Source organism: Bradyrhizobium sp. USDA 4541, from assembly GCF_024171085.1.
In the GTDB taxonomy this organism is placed as follows: domain Bacteria; phylum Pseudomonadota; class Alphaproteobacteria; order Rhizobiales; family Xanthobacteraceae; genus Bradyrhizobium; species Bradyrhizobium australafricanum.
Genome location: NZ_JALJZF010000001.1, coordinates 2174344 through 2191887, shown reverse-complemented (window position 1 = coordinate 2191887; position 17544 = coordinate 2174344). Strand labels below are relative to the sequence as shown.

The window sequence follows — 17544 nt, the reverse complement described above, 5'->3', positions numbered from 1 at the left end:
TCATGCCCCACACCTCCGCTTTGCTCGGCTTTGCGCTCATCTGCCTTGGCATGGTGCTGACGCCGGGGCCGAACATGATCTACCTGATCTCGCGCTCGATCACGCAGGGGCCCGCGGCGGGCATCGTCTCGCTCGGCGGCGTGGCGCTCGGCTTCGTGTTCTACATGATGTGCGCGGCGTTCGGCATCACCGCATTGCTGTTTGCGATTCCCTACGCCTATGACGCGCTGCGCTTTGCCGGCGCGGGCTATTTGCTGTGGCTGGCATGGCAGGCCGTGAGGCCCGGCGGCCGCTCGCCGTTCCAGGTCAAGGCGCTGAAGGTCGACGGCCCGCGCAAGCTGTTCGCGATGGGCTTCGTCACCAATCTGCTGAACCCGAAGATCGCGATGCTTTATCTGGCGCTGCTGCCGCAGTTCATCGATCCCACCGGCGGCAGCGTGCTGACGCAGTCGCTCGCGCTCGGCTCGATCCAGATCGTGATCAGCGTCAGCGTCAACGCGATGATCGCGCTCGCCGCCGGTTCGATCGCGGTGTTTCTCGGCACTCGCCCGACCTGGCTCCTGGTGCAGCGCTGGCTGATGGGCACGGTGCTCGCAGGGCTGGCGATGAAGATGGCGCTCGAAGCGCGGCGGGCCTAGCTTTCTTCACCTCGCCCCGCTCTTGCGGGGAGAGGTCGGCGCGTAGCGCCGGGTGAGGGGCGCATCCGCAAATTCAATTCCCACCGTTATCGGGTAGATAGCCCCTCACCCCACCCCTCTCCCCGCAAGGGCGGGGCGAGGGAGAAGATCAATCCAGCTTCGCCTCCATGCCCCGCTTCGTCGCCGGGCGAGCCATCAGCGTCTCGTACCAGCGCTTGACGTTGGGGAAGTCGGCCAGCTCGACCTTGTGGCGCGGATGGCGCCAGGCCCAGCCGAGGATGGCGAAATCGGCGACCGAGAGATCGCCGGCGACGAATTCGCGCTCCTGAAGCCGGCGGTCGAGCACGCCGTAGAGCCGCCGCGTCTCGGCCATGTAGCGCTTCAGGCCGTAGGCGCGGTCCTGCTCGTTCTCCAGCGCGATGAAATGGTGCACCTGGCCCGGCATCGGGCCGAAGCCGCCCATCTGCCACATCAGCCACTCATAGACCGGGATCCGCTCCGCCAGCGGCTTCGGCAGGAACTTGCCGGTCTTCTCGCCGAGATAGAGCAGGATCGCGCCGGACTCGAAAATGCTAACCGGCTTGCCGCCCGGCCCATCCGGATCGACGATCGCCGGGATCTTGTTGTTCGGACTGATCGCGAGGAAGGCGGGCGCCATCTGCTCGCCCTTGCTGATGTTGACCGGGATCACCTTGTAGGGCAGCCCCATTTCCTCCAGCGCCACCGAGATCTTGCGGCCGTTGGGGGTGTTCCAGGTGTGCAGCTCGATGGTCATTTCCGCTTCCCGTGCAAGTGTTTGGGCAAGTGTTCGGCCGAGTGTTTGGCGCCTGCTTACGGGGAACGGAACGGCCGCACAACCGCGCTTTGCGGAAAGCACGCCCGCGGAAATCGCGGCTGGGGCACTGTTGACGGCCCGATTTCCACGCTGGAATGTGCCGGTAAGCGTGGATAGATTGCCGCCCGCCTCAAACCCTCAAGGGAAAAAGTCTTTGTCCAAATCAGCCTCCCGCGCCCGCCTCGCCGAGATCATCCGCAAGCGCTCGTTCGGCCGCGGCGAGATCACGCTGGCGTCGGGCCGCAAGAGCGACTTCTATTTCAACCTGAAGCCGACGATGCTCGATCCCGAGGGCGCGGCGCTGCTCGCCGAGCTCACCTATGAAGCGCTGAAGGATGACAAGCTCGATTTCGTCGGCGGGCTCGAGATGGGCGCGGTGCCGCTCGCCGGCGCCATCGCGCAACTGTCCTGGCTGAAGGGCCACCCGATCGCGGCGTTCTTCGTGCGCAAGAAGCCGAAGGAGCACGGCGCGAAGCTGTCCGTCGAAGGGCTGGCCAAGGGCGAAAGCCTTGCGGGCAAGCGGATCGTGATCGTCGAGGACGTCACCACGACAGGCGGCTCGGCGCTGAAGGCGGTGGAAGCCGTGCGCGAGGCCGGCGGCGAGATCGCCCTGGTCTTCACCATGGTCGACCGCGAGGAAGGCGCCACCGAGACGTTCGCCGAAGCCGGGCTCCAATTCCGCGCGCTGTACAAGGCCGGCGAGTTCCTGAAGGACTGACGGTCTCTCTTCTCCCTCGCCCCGTTCTCTTGTCCGCCGAAGCCCGCCTTCGGGCGAAGGCGGATGCGGGGAGAGGGTTGGGGTGAGGGGCCTCTCTCCGCGCTTGCAATTGTCGAGAGACCTGTACCCCCTCACCCGGATCGCATCTTACGATGCGACATAGCCGAAGCCTTGCTTCGGCGTTCTTGGGGACGGCCGCCGAAGGCGGCCTATGCCTCTCCCCGCAAGCGGGGCGAGGTAAGCGAGATTCGCTTTCCTGTGACGCAGTCACGCTCAATCAATCGCTCGTTTACCATCACGCCTTAAGGTGAAGCCGCCGGGGCAGCTTGTCGCCGCGGCGTGGCGCGTCGGGTGGAGTTGGCGTTGCGTACAGAGTTGAGTGATCGGCGCATGCGGCGCCGCGTGATGCTTGCCGCCGCGGCCTTTGCGGGTTCCATCCTGGTGGTGCCCGCGCCTGTCTCGGCCGAAGGGCTGTTCGACTTCTTCTTCGGCGGTTCCCAGAAGCAGCAGGGCCGGCAGGCGCCGCCGCAAGCCAATTTCTTCGCCGACCCGTTCGGCCTCAACCAGCAGGCTGAACGGCAGCCGTCCGCCCCCATCTCGGCGCCGCGCGTGGCTGGTTCCGGACCGGCGTATTGCGTGCGCAGCTGCGACGGCAAATATTTTCCGCTGACGATGCGCGGCAACGCCACGCCGGCGCAGCTTTGCCAGGCGTTCTGTCCGGCGAGCGCGACCAAGGTCTATTACGGCAGCCATATCGACAGCGCCGCATCGACCGCCGGCGAACGCTACGCCGACAGCGAGAACGCCTTCGCCTATCGCAAGGCGTTGCGCGCCGACTGCACCTGCAACGGCCGCGACCCGGCGGGGCTCGCGCCGGTCGACCTCGCGCTCGATGCCTCGCTGCGTGCCGGCGACGTGATCGCGACCACCGACGGCCTCGTCGCCTATACCGGCATCCGTGTCGGCAACGAGCAGTCGTTCGACTTCACGCCGGTTGCCTCCTATCCCGGACTGACTTCGGCGGTCCGCGCGCGGCTCGGCGAAATGAAGGTCGCCCCGGTCAGCGCCGAGATCGCCGGCGACGCGCCGCTGCCGGAAACCAGAAGCGATGTCGCGCCGTCGCCGCCGTCGTCTGTTGCGCCGAAGGGCAACGCCGCAAAGCCGGCAAGGCGCGCCGAAGTGAACTGACGGGCGTCAGCCCGTCATTCCGGGATGGTGCGTAAGCACCAGACCCGGAATCTCGAGATTCCGGGTTCGATGCTTCGCATCGCCCCGGAATGACATCGCGACAACTATCAGCGCGCCACGATCACGCCGATCACGTTCGGCGCGGCCATGTATTTCTCCTCGATCGCGGCCCGAGCGGCCGCGCGGTTCTCCGGATTGAGGATGCCGCGCTTCTCGGCAAGGATCATCCAGCAATAGCCCCACCAGTCCGTCAGCATGCCGTGATCGTCGACGAGATCATAACCCTGCTCGCCGGCGAAGATCCGCGCATGCGCTTCATCGAGCGAGTCGAGCCAGGCGTGATCCTCGTCCGAGAACAGTTCGTCGCTGAAATCATCCGTGGTGTAGCCCCAGATCGACATGCAGACCGCGTTGAACTCGCGATCGAGCTGGTCGTCGTCGATCGGCTGGCGGCGCGAGGCCTGGTGCAGCCGCGACAGCGACCGCGCGAAATCGGCAATCCGGGTCAGGGCGAATTGATCGAAGGCGATGGTGGACATGTAGTCCTCGCAGAGACTGAAAGACCATAGATATTGTGTCGGCGCAGCCGCCGAATCACAATGATATATCAAAGACTTGCTAAAGTGTTCTTAATTCGTTCTGATGCTATCAGTAGACGTCGCCCCGGCGAAGGCCGGGGCCCATAGCCACCGCTATCGGACATCTCACGTGATCGGTGCCCCGAAATGAATACCGCAGTCTATTACGTCTACATTCTCGCGAGCCGCCGCCATGGGACACTCTACGTCGGCGTCAGCAACGATCTTTGCAATCGGCTTACGCTTCACCGCTCTGGACACGGCTCACAGTTCGTCAAGAAATACGGCGTCACGCGACTGGTTTACGTGGAGGTCTACGTCACACCGCAGGAAGCGATCGCACGGGAAAAAGCGCTGAAGGAATGGCGCCGCGACTGGAAGATTCGCCTGATCGAGAAAGACAATCCGGAGTGGGGCGACCTGTCCCATCTTCTCTGACGGCTGTGGTTATGGGCCCCGGCCTTCGCCGGGGCGACGCATTGCGGTGACTGTCTTCGCCTCATGAAAAAACGGTGGCCATGAAAGGCCCCAAAAAGCAATTCGGGCCGCTGACCAGGTCAGCGGCCCGTTGAAAATGGCTTCGGAATGAAATGCGTCGGAGCTGAAAAATGTGCCCGCCCCACGAGCGACAGCTGTGTTTGTAAAGGCTCCGTTAAGGCTTGGAAATCCGTATCACCACGGTGTCCCGATTGAGCGTGAAAGCGCGTTGCGCGGCCGCTCAATTCATCGCCGAGAGCAGCTTGTCGCCGCAGGCATTTGCGTAGAACTTGCCGCCGCATTGCCGCTTGATGGCGGCACAGCGCGCGGCGGGCGATGCGTTCTGCGCCACGCTGAAGCCGCAATTCAGGCCGTCGGCGCTGCGGCCCGGTCTGCCCGCGGCATCGGCTGCGCTGGTCGCCGTGATGCACACCACGAGCAACGCCGCGGCCGCGATTTCGATCAAGAGTCTCATCACGCATCCTCCGGTCAATTGTCGCGAAATCCCGGCTTCTGCAGCGCCATCGTAACACCCATGACGGCTGGTCCGGAAGGTTCCCGAAGCGGCCCGGTCCTTGCATAAAATCACGGCAGCGCTGTGTATGGCACCGTCCCTGACGGTTTCGATTGCCATGCAAGGCGGGTATCATTGCGCTGGAGCGTAATCGGAAGGCCGCGGAACCGGGATTTCCGGGGAACCATGCTCCACCAATGAGATGGGGTCATGATGCGCATCACCGCATCATGTTCCGGTTGAACGGCAGGGATTGGGCGCGTTGCAGGAACAGACAAACTACCCGGCATTGAACCAGCCGATCGACGAGCTGGCGCTGACCGAGATCAAGAGCGCGATCCTGGCGAAGCTCCGGCTTGCGATCGGCAAGGACGCCACCGTTGCGACCAGACGCGACTGGTACAAGGCCGCGGCACTGACGCTGCGCGACCGCATCGTGCACCACTGGCTGACGGCCGAGAAGCAGAGCTACGACGCCGGCGCCAAGCGCGTCTATTATCTCTCGCTCGAGTTCCTGATCGGCCGCCTGTTCACCGACGCGCTCAACAATATGGGACTGCTGCCGCTGTTCGAGGCGGCGCTCGGCGACCTCGGCGTCGATCTCTCGGACCTGCGCAAATGCGAGCCGGATGCGGCGCTCGGCAATGGCGGCCTCGGCCGGCTTGCGGCCTGCTTCATGGAGAGCATGGCAACGCTGGCGATCCCCGCGACCGGCTACGGCATCCGCTACGATTTCGGTCTGTTCCGCCAGATCATGAACCATGGCTGGCAGCAGGAATATCCCGACGAGTGGCTCGCCTTCGGCAACCCCTGGGAATTCCAGCGGCCGGAGGTGGTGTACAACGTGCACTTCGGCGGCCATGTCGAGCATGTCGACGAGCGCGGCCGCGACCGCGCGACCTGGCATCCGGCGGAAACCGTGGAGGCCATGGCCTATGACACGCCAATCGTCGGCTGGCGCGGCCAGCACGTCAACGCGCTTCGCCTGTGGTCGGCGCATGCACCCGATCCGCTCGAGCTCGACGTCTTCAATACCGGCGACTACGTCTCGGCCAGCGCCGAGCAGGCGCGCGCGGAAGCAATCTGCAAATTCCTCTATCCGAACGACGAGAGCGCGGCAGGCCGCGAGCTCCGGCTGCGCCAGGAATACTTCTTCGTCTCGGCCTCATTGCAGGATCTCGTCAAGCGGCATCTCGCCTCCGACGGCGGCCTGCGCAATCTTGCGCAGAAGGCGGCCGTGCAGCTCAACGATACCCATCCGAGCCTTGCGGTCACCGAGCTGATGCGCATCCTGGTCGACCTGCACAATTTCCGCTGGGACGAGGCCTGGAAGATTACGGTCGCGACCCTGTCCTACACCAACCACACGCTGCTGCCCGAGGCGCTCGAGACCTGGCCGGTCGAACTGTTCGAGCGGCTGCTGCCGCGGCATCTCGAGATCATCTACCGCATCAATGTGGCCCATCTCGCGCTCGCCGAGGAGCGTTTCCCCGGCGACATCGAGTATCGCGCCTCGGTCTCGCTGATCGACGAGCGCAGCGGCCGCCGCGTGCGGATGGGCCAGCTCGCCTTCGTCGGCTCGCACCGCATCAACGGCGTCTCCGCGATGCATTCCGACCTGATGAAGGAGACCGTGTTCCACGACCTGCATCATCTCTATCCGTCGCGCATCACCAACAAGACCAACGGCATCACGTTCCGCCGCTGGCTGATGCTGGCCAATCCGCGGCTGACCGCGCTGCTGCGCGAAGCCTGCGGCGAGGCCGTGCTCGACGACTTCTCGCTGCTCGAGCGGCTCGAGACCCATTCGAGCGACCTGGAGTTCCAGAAGCGCTTCCGCGACGTCAAGCATCACAACAAGCTGGCGCTGGCAAGGCTGATCGGCGAGCGCAACCACATCAAGGTCGACCCATCGGCGCTGTTCGACGTGCAGATCAAGCGCATCCACGAATACAAGCGGCAACTGCTCAACATCCTCGAGACGATCGCGCTGTATCACGCGATGAAGGACGATCCGCGGCGCGACTGGGTGCCGCGCGTGAAAATCTTCGCCGGCAAGGCGGCGGCGAGCTACCGCTACGCCAAGCTGATCATCAAGCTGATCAACGACGTCGCCGAGGTCGTCAACAACGACGCTTCGCTCGGCGGCAGGCTGAAGGTCGCCTTTCTCGCCGACTACAATGTCAGCCTCGCCGAGGTGATCATTCCGGCCGCCGATCTCTCCGAGCAGATCTCGACCGCCGGCATGGAGGCGTCCGGCACCGGCAACATGAAGCTCGCACTGAACGGTGCACTGACGATCGGCACGCTCGACGGCGCCAATATCGAGATCCGCGACAATGTCGGCGAGGAGAACATCGCGATCTTCGGCCTCGAGGCCGGCGACGTCATGGTCCGCCGCAAGCAGGGATTGGACGCCAGCGACGCGATCCGCAAATCGCCACGGCTGGAGCGCGCGATCCGCGCCATCGAGAGCGGCGAGTTCTCGCCCGGCGATCCCGCACGCTTCGCCTCGATCGGGCACGCGCTGCGCTACCTCGACCACTACATGGTCTCGGCCGATTTCGATTCCTACTACGACGCGCAGCGCGGCATCGACGCCCGCTGGATGGTAGCGCCGGCATGGACCCGCGCCTCGATCCTCAATGTGGCGCGCATGGCCTGGTTCTCCTCCGACCGCACCATCCGCGAATATGCCGAGGACATCTGGCACGTGCCGATGCATCCGGGTGCCTCGCCGCAGCTCGGCAACCAGCGCGAGGCGAAGGGATAATCCCGGGACGCGGAAATCGATTACGCCCGACGTCATTGAAATCAGCGCAATGCTCGCGATATTGCATGACGAACGTCATTGCTCGTCATTGCGTATGGCGATACGGAAGCGCCAGTCGATATTGAAAGACCTGCATGCTCACCAAGACCCCGCACCTTTTCGATGAAGCCACCGCCGTGACCGCCGGCGACAGCCGCTGGCAGGGACGGACCAGTCCCGATTACTGGGCGTTCGTCGGCCCGTTCGGCGGCTGCACGGCCGCGACCATCCTGCGCGCGCTGATGCAGCATCCGCAGCGCGCGGGTGATCCGCTGGCGCTGACGGTCAACTACTGCGCGCCGGTCGCCGAGGGCGCGTTCGATCTCGATGTCCGCCTGGTCAAGGCCAACCGCTCGAGCCAGCACTGGTCGGTCGACATGACGCAGGGCGGCGGCGAGGTCGCGACACTGGCGACCGCCGTGTTCGCCGAGCGCCGCCCGTCCTGGTCGCACCAGCCGGCCGGGTTTCCGGGCGCCGTGCCGTTCGAACATCTGCGGTCCTTTCCAAAGCTCAAGATGACCTGGGCCAACCAGTACGATTTCCGCTTCGCCGAGGGCGAGCCGAAGTTCGCCGGGGGCGGCGGCGCGAAACAGCCGTCGAGCCCGTATTCAAAGCTCTGGATCGCCGACCGTGTGCCGCGCAAGCTCGATGCGCTGTCGCTGATGTCGATGTCGGACGCGTTCTTCGGCCGCGTCTTCCACGCAAGGCACGAACTGGTGCCGTTCGGCACCGTGTCGCTGACCACCTATTTCCACGTCGACGCGGCCGACCTGGACGCGGAGGATACCACCCGCGTGCTCGCCACCGCGGACGCCAAGAGCTTCCACAAGAGCTACGGCGACCAGCAGGGCGAATTGTGGTCGCCGTCCGGCCGGCTGCTCGCGACCACGACGCAGATCGCTTATTTCAAGGCGTAGCCAAATATCCACATTGGTCTGTTACGACCGCATTGCCTATTTCAAGGGTTGAGGGAACATTGGCACGTCGCTTCTGTTCCACACCTTTGGGAGCACTGCTGCATGTCCGAAGCCGACACGTCAAAGCCCTCGCGCATCGCCCTGCTTGGCGTTCCCATCGAGATCGGCGCATCGCAGGCCGGCCCGCTGATGGGACCGGACGCGCTGCGCACCGCGGGCATCGCGCGCCTGCTCGAGCAGCTCGACTTCCAGGTCGATGATCACGGCAACCTTGCGATCCCCGCCGTGGTCGCCGACGGCCCGGTGCCGGCCAACACCAGGTTCTACGATGAAGTGAAGACCTGGACCCGCGCGCTCTCCGAACGCGCCTATTGGCTGGCGCATTCCGGCGCGATCCCGATCTTCATGGGCGGCGATCATTCATTGTCGATGGGGTCGATCAACGGCGTCGCGCGCTACTGGCAGGAAAAGGGCCGGCCGCTGTTTGCGTTGTGGGTCGACGCGCATGCTGACTACAACACGCCGGCCACCACCATCACCGGCAACATGCACGGCATGTCGGCCGCGTTCCTGTGCGGCGAGCCCGGTCTCGACGATCTGCTCGGCGGACTGCCGCGCGCCTCGATCCCGCCTGATCAGCTCGACCTGATCGGCACGCGCTCGGTCGATCCGCTGGAGCGCAAGCTGCTGCGGCAGCGTAATGTGTCGATCGCGGACATGCGCCAGATCGACGAGTTCGGCGTCGCCGTGCTCACGCGCCGCGTCATCGAACGCGTCAGGGCGAAGAACGGCGTGCTGCATGTCTCGTTCGATGTCGACTTCCTCGATCCGGCGGTGGCGCCCGGCGTCGGCACCACGGTGCCCGGCGGCGCGACCTATCGCGAAGCCCATCTCATCATGGAGCTGCTGCACGATTCCGGGCTGGTGCGCTCGCTCGACATCGTCGAGCTCAATCCCTTCCTCGACGAGCGCGGCCGCACCGCGCGTGTCGCCGTCGAATTGATCGGCAGCCTGTTCGGCCTGCAGATCACCGACCGGCAGACGCCGAGCAACGCGGTGCTGCCGGAGATGGGGGAGTAGTGGAGCAACACGCGCGATGTCGTCCCGGCGAAAGCCGGGACCCATAACCACCGATGGTCATTGTTGCGCACCGGTGGAATGACGAGTCCCAACCACAACATCCGCTGCGGAGTATGGATCCCGGCCTTCGCCGGGACGACACTGGAGTATGTGGCGCCGTTGGCTGCTCAGCTTGCCGGATCGAAAAGGTGCGCGCTTCGTTGACTGCGTAAAAATCAAAAAGGCGGCCACGAGGGCCGCCTTTTCAAATCGCGTATCGCTTGCGCGGCTTACTCCGCCGCCAGCTTCACTTCCGGTGCGGCGGCGCGGACTTCGGCGTCGACCTGCGCTTCGAACTTGGCGAAGTTCTTCTGGAACATGCCGACCAGCGCACGCGCGGTCTTGTCGAACTCGACCTTGTCGGCCCAGGTCTTGATCGGATCGAGGATGTGCGGCTCGACGCCCGGCAGCGAGGTCGGCACCGCGAAGCCGAAATACTTGTCGGTGCGGAAGTCGGCGTTGCGGAGCGAGCCGTTCAGCGCCGCGGTGAGCAGCGCGCGGGTCACCTTGATCGGCATGCGGCGGCCGGTGCCGTACTTGCCGCCGGTCCAGCCGGTGTTGACCAGCCAGCAATCGACATTGTGCTTGGCGATCAGCTCGCGCAGCATGTTGCCGTAGACCGACGGATCGCGCGGCAGGAACGGCGAACCGAAGCAGGTGGAGAATTCCGGCTGCGGCTCGTTGCCGAGGCCGCGCTCGGTGCCGGCGACCTTCGCGGTGTAGCCGGACAGGAAGTGATACATCGCCTGCGCCGGCGTCAGCTTGGCGATCGGCGGCATCACGCCGAAGGCGTCGGCGGCGAGCATCACGACGTTCTTCGGATGCGGTGCGCAGCCGGTGCGCGAAGCGTTCGGGATGAAATCGAGCGGATAGGCCGAGCGGGTGTTCTCGGTCTTCGAGCCGTCGTCGAAATCGGGCACGCGATCATTGGCGCCGAGCACGACGTTTTCCAGCACCGCGCCGAAGCGCTTGCTGGCGGCGTAGATTTCCGGCTCGGCCTCGCCCGACAGCTTGATGCACTTGGCGTAGCAGCCGCCTTCGAAATTGAAGACGCCGTCCTCGCTCCAGCCATGCTCGTCATCGCCGATCAGCGTGCGCTTGGGATCGGCCGAGAGCGTCGTCTTGCCGGTGCCGGACAGGCCGAAGAAGATCGCGGTGTCGCCGTCGGCGCCGACATTGGCCGAGCAGTGCATCGGCATCACGCCCTTCTCGGGCAGGTAATAGTTCAGCGTGGTGAACACGCTCTTCTTCATCTCGCCGGCATATTGCGAGCCGCCGATCAGGACGATCTTGCGGGCGAAATCGATCGCGACGACGTTCTCCGACTTGCAGCCGTGACGCTTCGGATCGGCGCGGAAGCTCGGCAGGTCGATGATCGTCAGCTCGGGCACGAAGCTCGCGAGTTCCGACGCCTCGGGACGAATCAGCAGCGTGCGGATGAACAGCGAGTGCCAGGCAAGCTCGGTGAAGACGCGGGTCTTGATGCGATGCTTCGGATCGGCGCCGCCGTGAAGATCTTGCGCGAACAGCGTCATGCCTTCGGCATGCTTGAGGAAGTCGGCATGGAGCGTGGCGAACTGCTCCGAGGTGATCGACTGGTTGCCGGCCCACCACATGTTCTTGTCGGTGAGATCGTCGCGGACCGTGAACTTGTCCTTCGGACTGCGCCCGGTGAACACACCGGTATCCGCGCAAAGCGCGCCATCGGCCGACAGCACCGCTTCGCCATTACGCAGCGAATGCTCGTAAAGCTGAGGTGCGCCATAATTCCAATGCACGCCCTTGAGTTTTTTTAAGCCGAATTTGTCGGCGCCGAAGGCACCGTTATGCACGCCCGTCTCTTGCACGAAGAACCTCCTCGAACCCGCGTATCCTTGTTCGCGCGAATGTCGCCAATCGCGCCCCGCCGCGGTGACCGTGATCAGAATATAGCCTCTCGGCTTCGGTCCGGCGACCTAATAGTGGGGATCGCCGGGCTTGCCAAGCCAATCGAACGGCTTTTGGCTGATTCCAAGGCAGGCCCATCATCTGGCGCGAATACCGCAGCGCGAAACCCTTTCGTCTTGCTTTCGTTTTCTCATTGTTTTGCCGGCAGTCGGGCGACGTTTCATCGCCTTTCCCGCCGCGCACGGAGCTTTGCGATGCACAAAAAGTGCCAGCCGGCGGGCGGCGCGTTCGCCGATCGAGGCGAACGGCGCGGAGAATGCCGGGTATGCATTTCGCGCTGAGGATGTATCGTTGAGATGAGCCGCCGCGCGTTGACGCAGCGCTGCAGAGCCGAGCATGACCATCGTGTTGCACGCGGCACCACCTGATCGGCATTGAGCTGCAAGTGAGAAGCTGCTGATGAGCAGTTTCGACTGCGCTCAACACACCTTCGTTGAAGCCCGATTGGTACAACGCTCAACTGCCGTGAACGTTCCGCAACGCGTAGCGTTCGGCGGCGAGGCGATCGCTGACCCCGCGATCGATGATAACGCAATCAGCGTGGTCGCACGCGCGCGTCATCGCGGTCGACATCGCGATCCGGCTGATTTTCGGATGCAGCCGCGCCAGACATTCTTGCATGCAGATCGAGCCAACGGGCGATGACACGACACGCCCGTGCGAAATGATCGCGCTGTCAAATCCGGACCGCGCAATCGCGCCGCCGCAGCCATGCGACACCATGCCTCGCCACAGCCGCAGCGCCGCCGTGAGGACAGGTCTTTCTCCTATCCTTGCTATCCCTTGGCGCGCGCCTCGCCGGCGAGCCGCACCAGCATCTTGCGCAGCTCGGTGCCGGTGGTGACGCGCTCAGGGAAATCCAGCCGCAGCGTGTCGCGGCCGGCCTGCATGTCCATGCCATCCGGATCACAGCCGGTGCAGAGCCAGTCGGCACTTTCCGCGCCGAGCAGCCGCGTCGCGTAAAGGTTCATGGCCTCGCGGTGATCCTCGTTCATATGCGCCACCGCGCCGGGCTCGGCTTCGAGCAGCGCCTCGGCTCCGCCGAGATCGGTCAGGAATTGCGCGGGTTTGAGGTCCACGATGCGGCCGAACCCGGCGACCAGATGGGCACCGCTTGGCTTGATCCGGAAGAACGAGAAATCCTTAAATTCCACAAAGGCTTCCGCTGACGGATGGGCAGCGAGATAGCGCCTTCGGACGAGCTCCCGCCCGGCCTCCCCGACCTCTTCCGCCTTGCCCGCCAGCATGATCCGGGCGCCCTCCAGCGGATCACCCTCGGCGCGCTCGTCCAGCATCAGCGACACCCGGCTATCGGCCAGGACGTTCTTGGTATGCAGCGCCAGCCGGGAAATCAGCAGGATCGGCGAGCCGTCGGGATGGCTGGCCAGATTGACCAGCGAGCAGTAGGGATCGCCGGTACCGGCCATCAACGTGGCGAGGGCGCCCTGGCGGCTGCGGCGGAGCAGCGAGCGGGCAAGGTGGGCAGGATCGAAGTCGGCGGTCGGTTGCATGGGCCTATCGGGTCATTTTATGGGCGAATCGGGTGGGTTCCCTATGAAAAAAGGGCCTTTTCTCATGGTCTAAGGGTGCTATATGGGGACCCATCGCGTGGGTCGCAGAAGCGGATTTTTGCGGAACTCGGTCACACTTCAGCCCAGCTTGCATTGCTCGTTGACCGCGTTCGAAGCCCAATTCTACGGCGCGTCGCCAGAGTGCCCGCCGTCTAAGCCACTCTCATTGTGAAAGCAGCACATGCCCACAATCGCCCTGGTCGACGACGACCGCAACATTCTCACTTCGGTTTCGATCGCGCTCGAAGCCGAAGGCTATCGCATCATGACCTACACGGACGGTGCGTCGGCGCTGGATGGGTTTCGCACGTCGCCGCCCGATCTTGCGATCCTCGATATCAAGATGCCGCGCATGGACGGCATGGAAACGCTGCGCCGGCTGCGCCAGAAGTCCGACCTGCCGGTGATCTTCCTCACCTCGAAGGATGAGGAGATCGACGAATTGTTCGGCCTGAAAATGGGCGCCGACGATTTCATCCGCAAGCCGTTCTCGCAGCGCCTGCTGGTCGAACGGGTCAAGGCCGTACTCCGCCGCGGTCAGCCGAAGGATCCGACCGCCGCGCCGAAGGAGCCGGACGCCCGCGCGCTGGACCGCGGCCTGCTGCGGATGGATCCGGAGCGCCACACCTGCACCTGGAAGAACGAGCCGGTGACCCTCACCGTGACCGAATTCCTGATCCTGCAGGCGCTCGCCACCCGCCCCGGCGTCGTAAAGAGCCGCAACGCGCTGATGGACGCGGCCTATGACGACCAGGTCTATGTCGACGATCGCACCATCGACAGCCACATCAAGCGGCTGCGCAAGAAGTTCAAGGTGGTCGACGACGACTTCGAGATGATCGAGACGCTGTACGGCGTCGGCTATCGCTTCAAGGAAGCCTGATCTGCGCTTCCCGGGCGGCTTGTTAACTGACAGGCTCCGCACGGCTGGGGTAAGCTCGGGCGAACGATTGCTTCGCGGGACGACATCCATACCAACCGGCAGCTTTGCCAGTGCTTGATCGAACGCAGCTCGAGCAAGGCCTGAACACCGAGGACGCGTCACAGCTCCTCGATCAGGACGCCGTTGCCGAAGACGTGGCGCAGGACAAGGGCTGGCGCCGTCCGCTCGGCTGGCTGCGCCGCGCCGGTCAGTTCTTCTTCGCGCTGTCGTTCTCGAGCCTGACGCGCCGTATCGTCTCGCTCAACCTCGCCGGCCTCGTCGCGCTGGTCGCCAGCATCCTCTATCTCTCGCAATTCCGCGCTGGCCTGATCGAGGCGCGCACGCAGAGCCTCCAAGTCTATGCCGAGATCATCTCGGAGGCGATCGCGGCCTCGGCCACCGTCGAAGGCAACACCGTCACGATCGACCCCGATCGCCTGCTCGACCTCAAGCCCGGCGAAAGTTATGGCCAGCCGGATGAATCGGCGGATTTCCCGATCAATCCCGAGCGGGTCGCGCCGGTCCTGCGCCGCCTGATCGCGCCGACCAAGACGCGGGCCCGCATCTTCGACCGCGATGGCGGCCTGATCCTCGACAGCCGCAATCTGTTCGCGCGCGGCGACGTGCTGCGCATGGAGCTGCCGCCGCCGTCGGAGAAGCCGTCGCTCTATGAAAGGACCAAGGCCACCATCAAGACCTGGCTCAACCGCGGCGACCTGCCGATCTATCGCGAACTCGGTCCCGAAGGCGGCAAGGGTTATTCCGAAGTCGCGCAATCGCTCGAGGGCATGAAGGGCAGCGCCGTGCGCGTCACCGAGCGCGGCGCGATCATCGTGTCGGTCGCCGTCCCGGTGCAGCATTTCCGCGCCGTGCGCGGTGCATTGATGCTGACCACGCAGGGCGACGACATCGACCAGCTGGTGATGTCCGAGCGCCTCGCCATCCTCAAGATCGGCGGCGTCGCCTCCGCCGTCATGATCATGCTGTCGCTGCTATTGGCGAGCACGATCGCTGGCCCGGTGCGACGGCTCGCCGACGGCGCCGAGCGCGTCCGCCACCGCATCCAGACCCGCGTCGAGATTCCCGACTTCACCGGGCGCCGCGACGAGATCGGCCATCTCTCCGGCGCGCTGCGCGACATGACCAACGCGCTGTACAGCCGCATCGAGGCGATCGAGATGTTCGCCGCCGACGTCGCCCATGAGCTGAAGAATCCGCTGACCTCGCTGCGCTCCGCGGTCGAGACGCTGCCTTTGGCGCGCAACGACAACAGCCGCGCGCGGCTGCTCGCCGTGATCGAGCATGACGTCAGGCGGCTCGACCGCCTGATCTCCGACATCTCCGACGCCAGCCGGCTCGATGCCGAATTGCAGCGCCAGGACATGGCGCCGGTCGATCTGCGGCGGCTGCTGACGACGCTGACCGGCGTCGCCAACGAGACCAGGCTCGGCCACGACGTCGCCGTCGAAGCCCGCTTCGAGGGCCGCGGACCGACCGATACGCTCTCTGTGCCCGGCCATGATTCACGGCTCGGCCAGGTGATCTCGAACCTGCTGTCGAACGCGCAATCATTCTCCAAGCCGGGCGACAAGGTGCGCATCGTCTGCCGCCGCAACCGCGGCGAGGTCGAGATCGTGGTCGACGATGACGGGCCCGGCATCGGCGAGGACGCGCTGGAGCGGATCTTCGAGCGCTTCTACACCGACCGGCCGCACCAAGGGTTTGGCCAGAACTCCGGCCTCGGGCTTGCGATCTCCAAGCAGATCATTGAAGCCCATGGCGGACGCATCTGGGCCGAGAACCGCGCTGGCCCTGCGGACGCAGACGGCAAGCCCACCATCGCCGGCGCACGCTTCGTGGTCAGGCTGCCGACACTATGAGCGACAATTCAAGCGTGCACGCATCCGCCGTTCTGGTCGGCGAGCGTGCGGTGCTGATCCGCGGCCCGTCGGGCGCCGGCAAGTCGCGTCTGGCCTTTGACCTGATTCTCGCCGGGCGCACCGGAGCGCTTCCGCCGGCCATTTTGGTGGGGGATGACCGTGTCCGTCTCGACACAGCCGGCGAACAATTGTGGGTTCGTCCGGTCCAGCAATTGGCTGGTCTGATCGAGATCCGAGGCCTCGGAATCCGCCATTGTCCGTTCGCAGATGAAGCCGTGGTGGGGCTGATCGTCGACCTCGCCGCTGACGACGCCGAGCGACTGCCGCCGCCGGAGGCGCTCACGATTCGCCTTAATGGTGTTTTGTTACCGCGAATTCCCGTCGGCGTTGGCTTCCAACCCCTGCCGCTGGTTGTCGCCGCGCTGACGACAACCTGAAAGTTCATGTTCCCGTAATCTTGCGGCCAATTGTGGGAAGGGAATTGGTAACCATATCACATCCACTATCGCGTCGGATTTTGCCGGCGCAGCCTCCCCTCTCTACCGCCAGGAACCGGGAGACTAGCCAAGATGCCCTCTTGCGTAGGGCCTCTGGATGGTCAAAGTGGCGCGTTCGTGCGGTGCACCAAAGGGCGCCCGCGAGGAGTTTCCAATGATTGGTCTAGTGCTGGTGACCCATGGGCGCCTTGCCGACGAGTTCAGAGCGGCGCTCGAACACGTCATGGGTCCGCAGAAACAAATTGAAGCGATCACGATCGGGGCCGAGGACGATTCCGATCTCTGTCGAAGCGACATCATCGAGGCGGTGAACCGCGTCGATAGCGGCGACGGCGTTGCGATCCTCACCGACATGTTCGGCGGCACGCCGTCAAACCTTGCGATCTCCTGCATGAGCCGCCCGAAGGTGGAAGTGCTCGCAGGCATCAACCTTCCCATGCTGGTCAAGCTTGCCAAGGTTCGCGAGGAGCGTTCGCTGCCCGACGCGATCGCGATGGCCCAGGAAGCCGGCCGCAAATACGTCACCATCGCCAGCCGCGTTCTCGCAGGCAAATGAGCGACGAAGCCCCGGGAAATCAGGTCGGCCCGGGCGTGCCAGCGGGCGCCATTTCCCGTGAGCTCTTGATCGTCAACAAGCGCGGCCTGCATGCGCGGGCATCGGCCAAGTTCGTCCAGCTGGTCGAGCGATTCAACGCCGAGATCTGGGTCACCCGCGGCACCGAGACCGTCGGCGGCACCTCGATCATGGGCTTGATGATGCTCGCCGCCGGGCCCGGCACCACGGTCGTGGTCTCAGCAAAGGGCGACGAAGCGCAGCAGGCGCTCGACGCCATCGCCGAACTCGTCGCCAGCAAGTTCAACGAGGAAGGCACGTAAGGCAGTCACCTCTCACCTCGCCCCGCTTGCGGGGAGAAGTCGGATCGCATCGAAC

Annotated in this window: 19 protein-coding genes; 12 read left to right on the top strand and 7 right to left on the bottom strand. The window is 64.6% G+C overall.

Going from position 1 to position 17544, the window contains the following annotated elements; genetic code table 11:
- The first annotated feature begins 2 nt into the window (after window positions 1–2).
- The gene (locus tag J2R80_RS10220; protein WP_253588685.1) at window positions 3–638 is read left to right on the top strand and encodes a LysE family translocator; all 636 of its coding nucleotides are present in this window, start codon (window positions 3–5) and stop codon (window positions 636–638) included.
- Window positions 639–786: 148 nt separating this feature from the next.
- On the opposite strand, the gene J2R80_RS10215 is transcribed toward J2R80_RS10220, so the two are convergent.
- Window positions 787–1413 carry a glutathione S-transferase family protein gene (locus J2R80_RS10215; protein ID WP_229189680.1) on the bottom strand — a complete coding sequence of 209 codons (627 nt, stop codon included), beginning with the start codon at window positions 1411–1413 and terminating at the stop codon, window positions 787–789.
- Between the two features lie 214 nt (window positions 1414–1627).
- Between J2R80_RS10215 and pyrE the strand changes: the two genes are divergently transcribed.
- Window positions 1628–2191: an orotate phosphoribosyltransferase gene (gene pyrE / locus J2R80_RS10210; RefSeq protein ID WP_057019495.1), complete on the top strand. Its 564-nt coding sequence runs from the start codon at window positions 1628–1630 to the stop codon at window positions 2189–2191.
- Between the two features lie 390 nt (window positions 2192–2581).
- A complete protein-coding gene (locus J2R80_RS10205) occupies window positions 2582–3379 on the top strand; it encodes a DUF2865 domain-containing protein (protein ID WP_253640955.1) in 798 nt (265 codons plus the stop codon).
- 107 nt (window positions 3380–3486) lie between these two features.
- Here the strand turns inward: J2R80_RS10205 and J2R80_RS10200 are convergent, their stop codons facing one another.
- Entirely contained in the window at window positions 3487–3918 is a 432-nt protein-coding gene (locus J2R80_RS10200; protein ID WP_016843277.1) for a hypothetical protein, read from the bottom strand.
- Window positions 3919–4104: 186 nt separating this feature from the next.
- On the opposite strand from J2R80_RS10200, the gene J2R80_RS10195 reads away from it, so the two are divergent.
- Window positions 4105–4395, top strand: coding sequence for a GIY-YIG nuclease family protein (locus J2R80_RS10195; protein ID WP_168858359.1), 291 nt, complete (start codon window positions 4105–4107; stop codon window positions 4393–4395).
- A 280-nt stretch (window positions 4396–4675) separates the two neighbouring features.
- Here J2R80_RS10195 and J2R80_RS10190 read toward each other — a convergent pair whose 3' ends face one another.
- Window positions 4676–4909, bottom strand: a complete 234-nt coding sequence (locus J2R80_RS10190) for a hypothetical protein (RefSeq protein ID WP_057019498.1) — start codon at window positions 4907–4909, stop codon at window positions 4676–4678.
- Between the two features lie 292 nt (window positions 4910–5201).
- Between J2R80_RS10190 and J2R80_RS10185 the strand changes: the two genes are divergently transcribed.
- From J2R80_RS10185 to rocF, 3 genes are all read left to right on the top strand, one after another.
- A complete protein-coding gene (locus J2R80_RS10185; RefSeq protein WP_375162571.1) occupies window positions 5202–7721 on the top strand; it encodes a glycogen/starch/alpha-glucan phosphorylase in 2520 nt (839 codons plus the stop codon).
- Between the two features lie 134 nt (window positions 7722–7855).
- A complete protein-coding gene (locus J2R80_RS10180) occupies window positions 7856–8677 on the top strand; it encodes an acyl-CoA thioesterase II (RefSeq protein ID WP_253588683.1) in 822 nt (273 codons plus the stop codon).
- 102 nt (window positions 8678–8779) lie between these two features.
- Window positions 8780–9757 carry an arginase gene (gene rocF, locus J2R80_RS10175; protein WP_076831116.1) on the top strand — a complete coding sequence of 326 codons (978 nt, stop codon included), beginning with the start codon at window positions 8780–8782 and terminating at the stop codon, window positions 9755–9757.
- A gap of 269 nt (window positions 9758–10026) precedes the next feature.
- Here rocF and J2R80_RS10170 read toward each other — a convergent pair whose 3' ends face one another.
- From J2R80_RS10170 to J2R80_RS10155, 4 genes are all read right to left on the bottom strand, one after another.
- On the bottom strand, window positions 10027–11643 hold the full coding sequence (locus J2R80_RS10170; protein WP_076831120.1) for a phosphoenolpyruvate carboxykinase: 1617 nt from the start codon (window positions 11641–11643) through the stop codon (window positions 10027–10029).
- 177 nt (window positions 11644–11820) lie between these two features.
- Complete coding sequence (locus tag J2R80_RS10165; protein ID WP_141339785.1) at window positions 11821–12087, bottom strand: hypothetical protein; 267 nt, start codon at window positions 12085–12087, stop codon at window positions 11821–11823.
- Between the two features lie 112 nt (window positions 12088–12199).
- Window positions 12200–12466: a hypothetical protein gene (locus tag J2R80_RS10160; RefSeq protein WP_158074224.1), complete on the bottom strand. Its 267-nt coding sequence runs from the start codon at window positions 12464–12466 to the stop codon at window positions 12200–12202.
- Between the two features lie 53 nt (window positions 12467–12519).
- Window positions 12520–13254, bottom strand: a complete 735-nt coding sequence (locus J2R80_RS10155; protein WP_076831125.1) for a HugZ family protein — start codon at window positions 13252–13254, stop codon at window positions 12520–12522.
- 241 nt (window positions 13255–13495) lie between these two features.
- Here J2R80_RS10155 and J2R80_RS10150 point away from each other — a divergent pair, with 241 nt between their 5' ends.
- From J2R80_RS10150 to J2R80_RS10130, 5 genes are all read left to right on the top strand, one after another.
- Window positions 13496–14197, top strand: coding sequence for a response regulator transcription factor (locus J2R80_RS10150; RefSeq protein WP_016843287.1), 702 nt, complete (start codon window positions 13496–13498; stop codon window positions 14195–14197).
- A 110-nt stretch (window positions 14198–14307) separates the two neighbouring features.
- Entirely contained in the window at window positions 14308–16116 is a 1809-nt protein-coding gene (locus J2R80_RS10145) for a sensor histidine kinase (RefSeq protein WP_057019534.1), read from the top strand.
- Complete coding sequence (locus J2R80_RS10140; protein WP_057019503.1) at window positions 16113–16553, top strand: HPr kinase/phosphorylase; 441 nt, start codon at window positions 16113–16115, stop codon at window positions 16551–16553. The genes J2R80_RS10145 and J2R80_RS10140 overlap by 4 nt, the downstream gene beginning before the upstream one ends.
- A 214-nt stretch (window positions 16554–16767) precedes the next feature.
- Window positions 16768–17169 (top strand): PTS sugar transporter subunit IIA, encoded by a 402-nt coding sequence (locus J2R80_RS10135; protein ID WP_021076632.1) that lies wholly within the window; start codon window positions 16768–16770, stop codon window positions 17167–17169.
- Window positions 17166–17489, top strand: a complete 324-nt coding sequence (locus tag J2R80_RS10130; protein ID WP_253588682.1) for an HPr family phosphocarrier protein — start codon at window positions 17166–17168, stop codon at window positions 17487–17489. Before J2R80_RS10135 ends, J2R80_RS10130 begins: the two co-directional genes overlap by 4 nt.
- Window positions 17490–17544 lie beyond the last annotated feature (55 nt).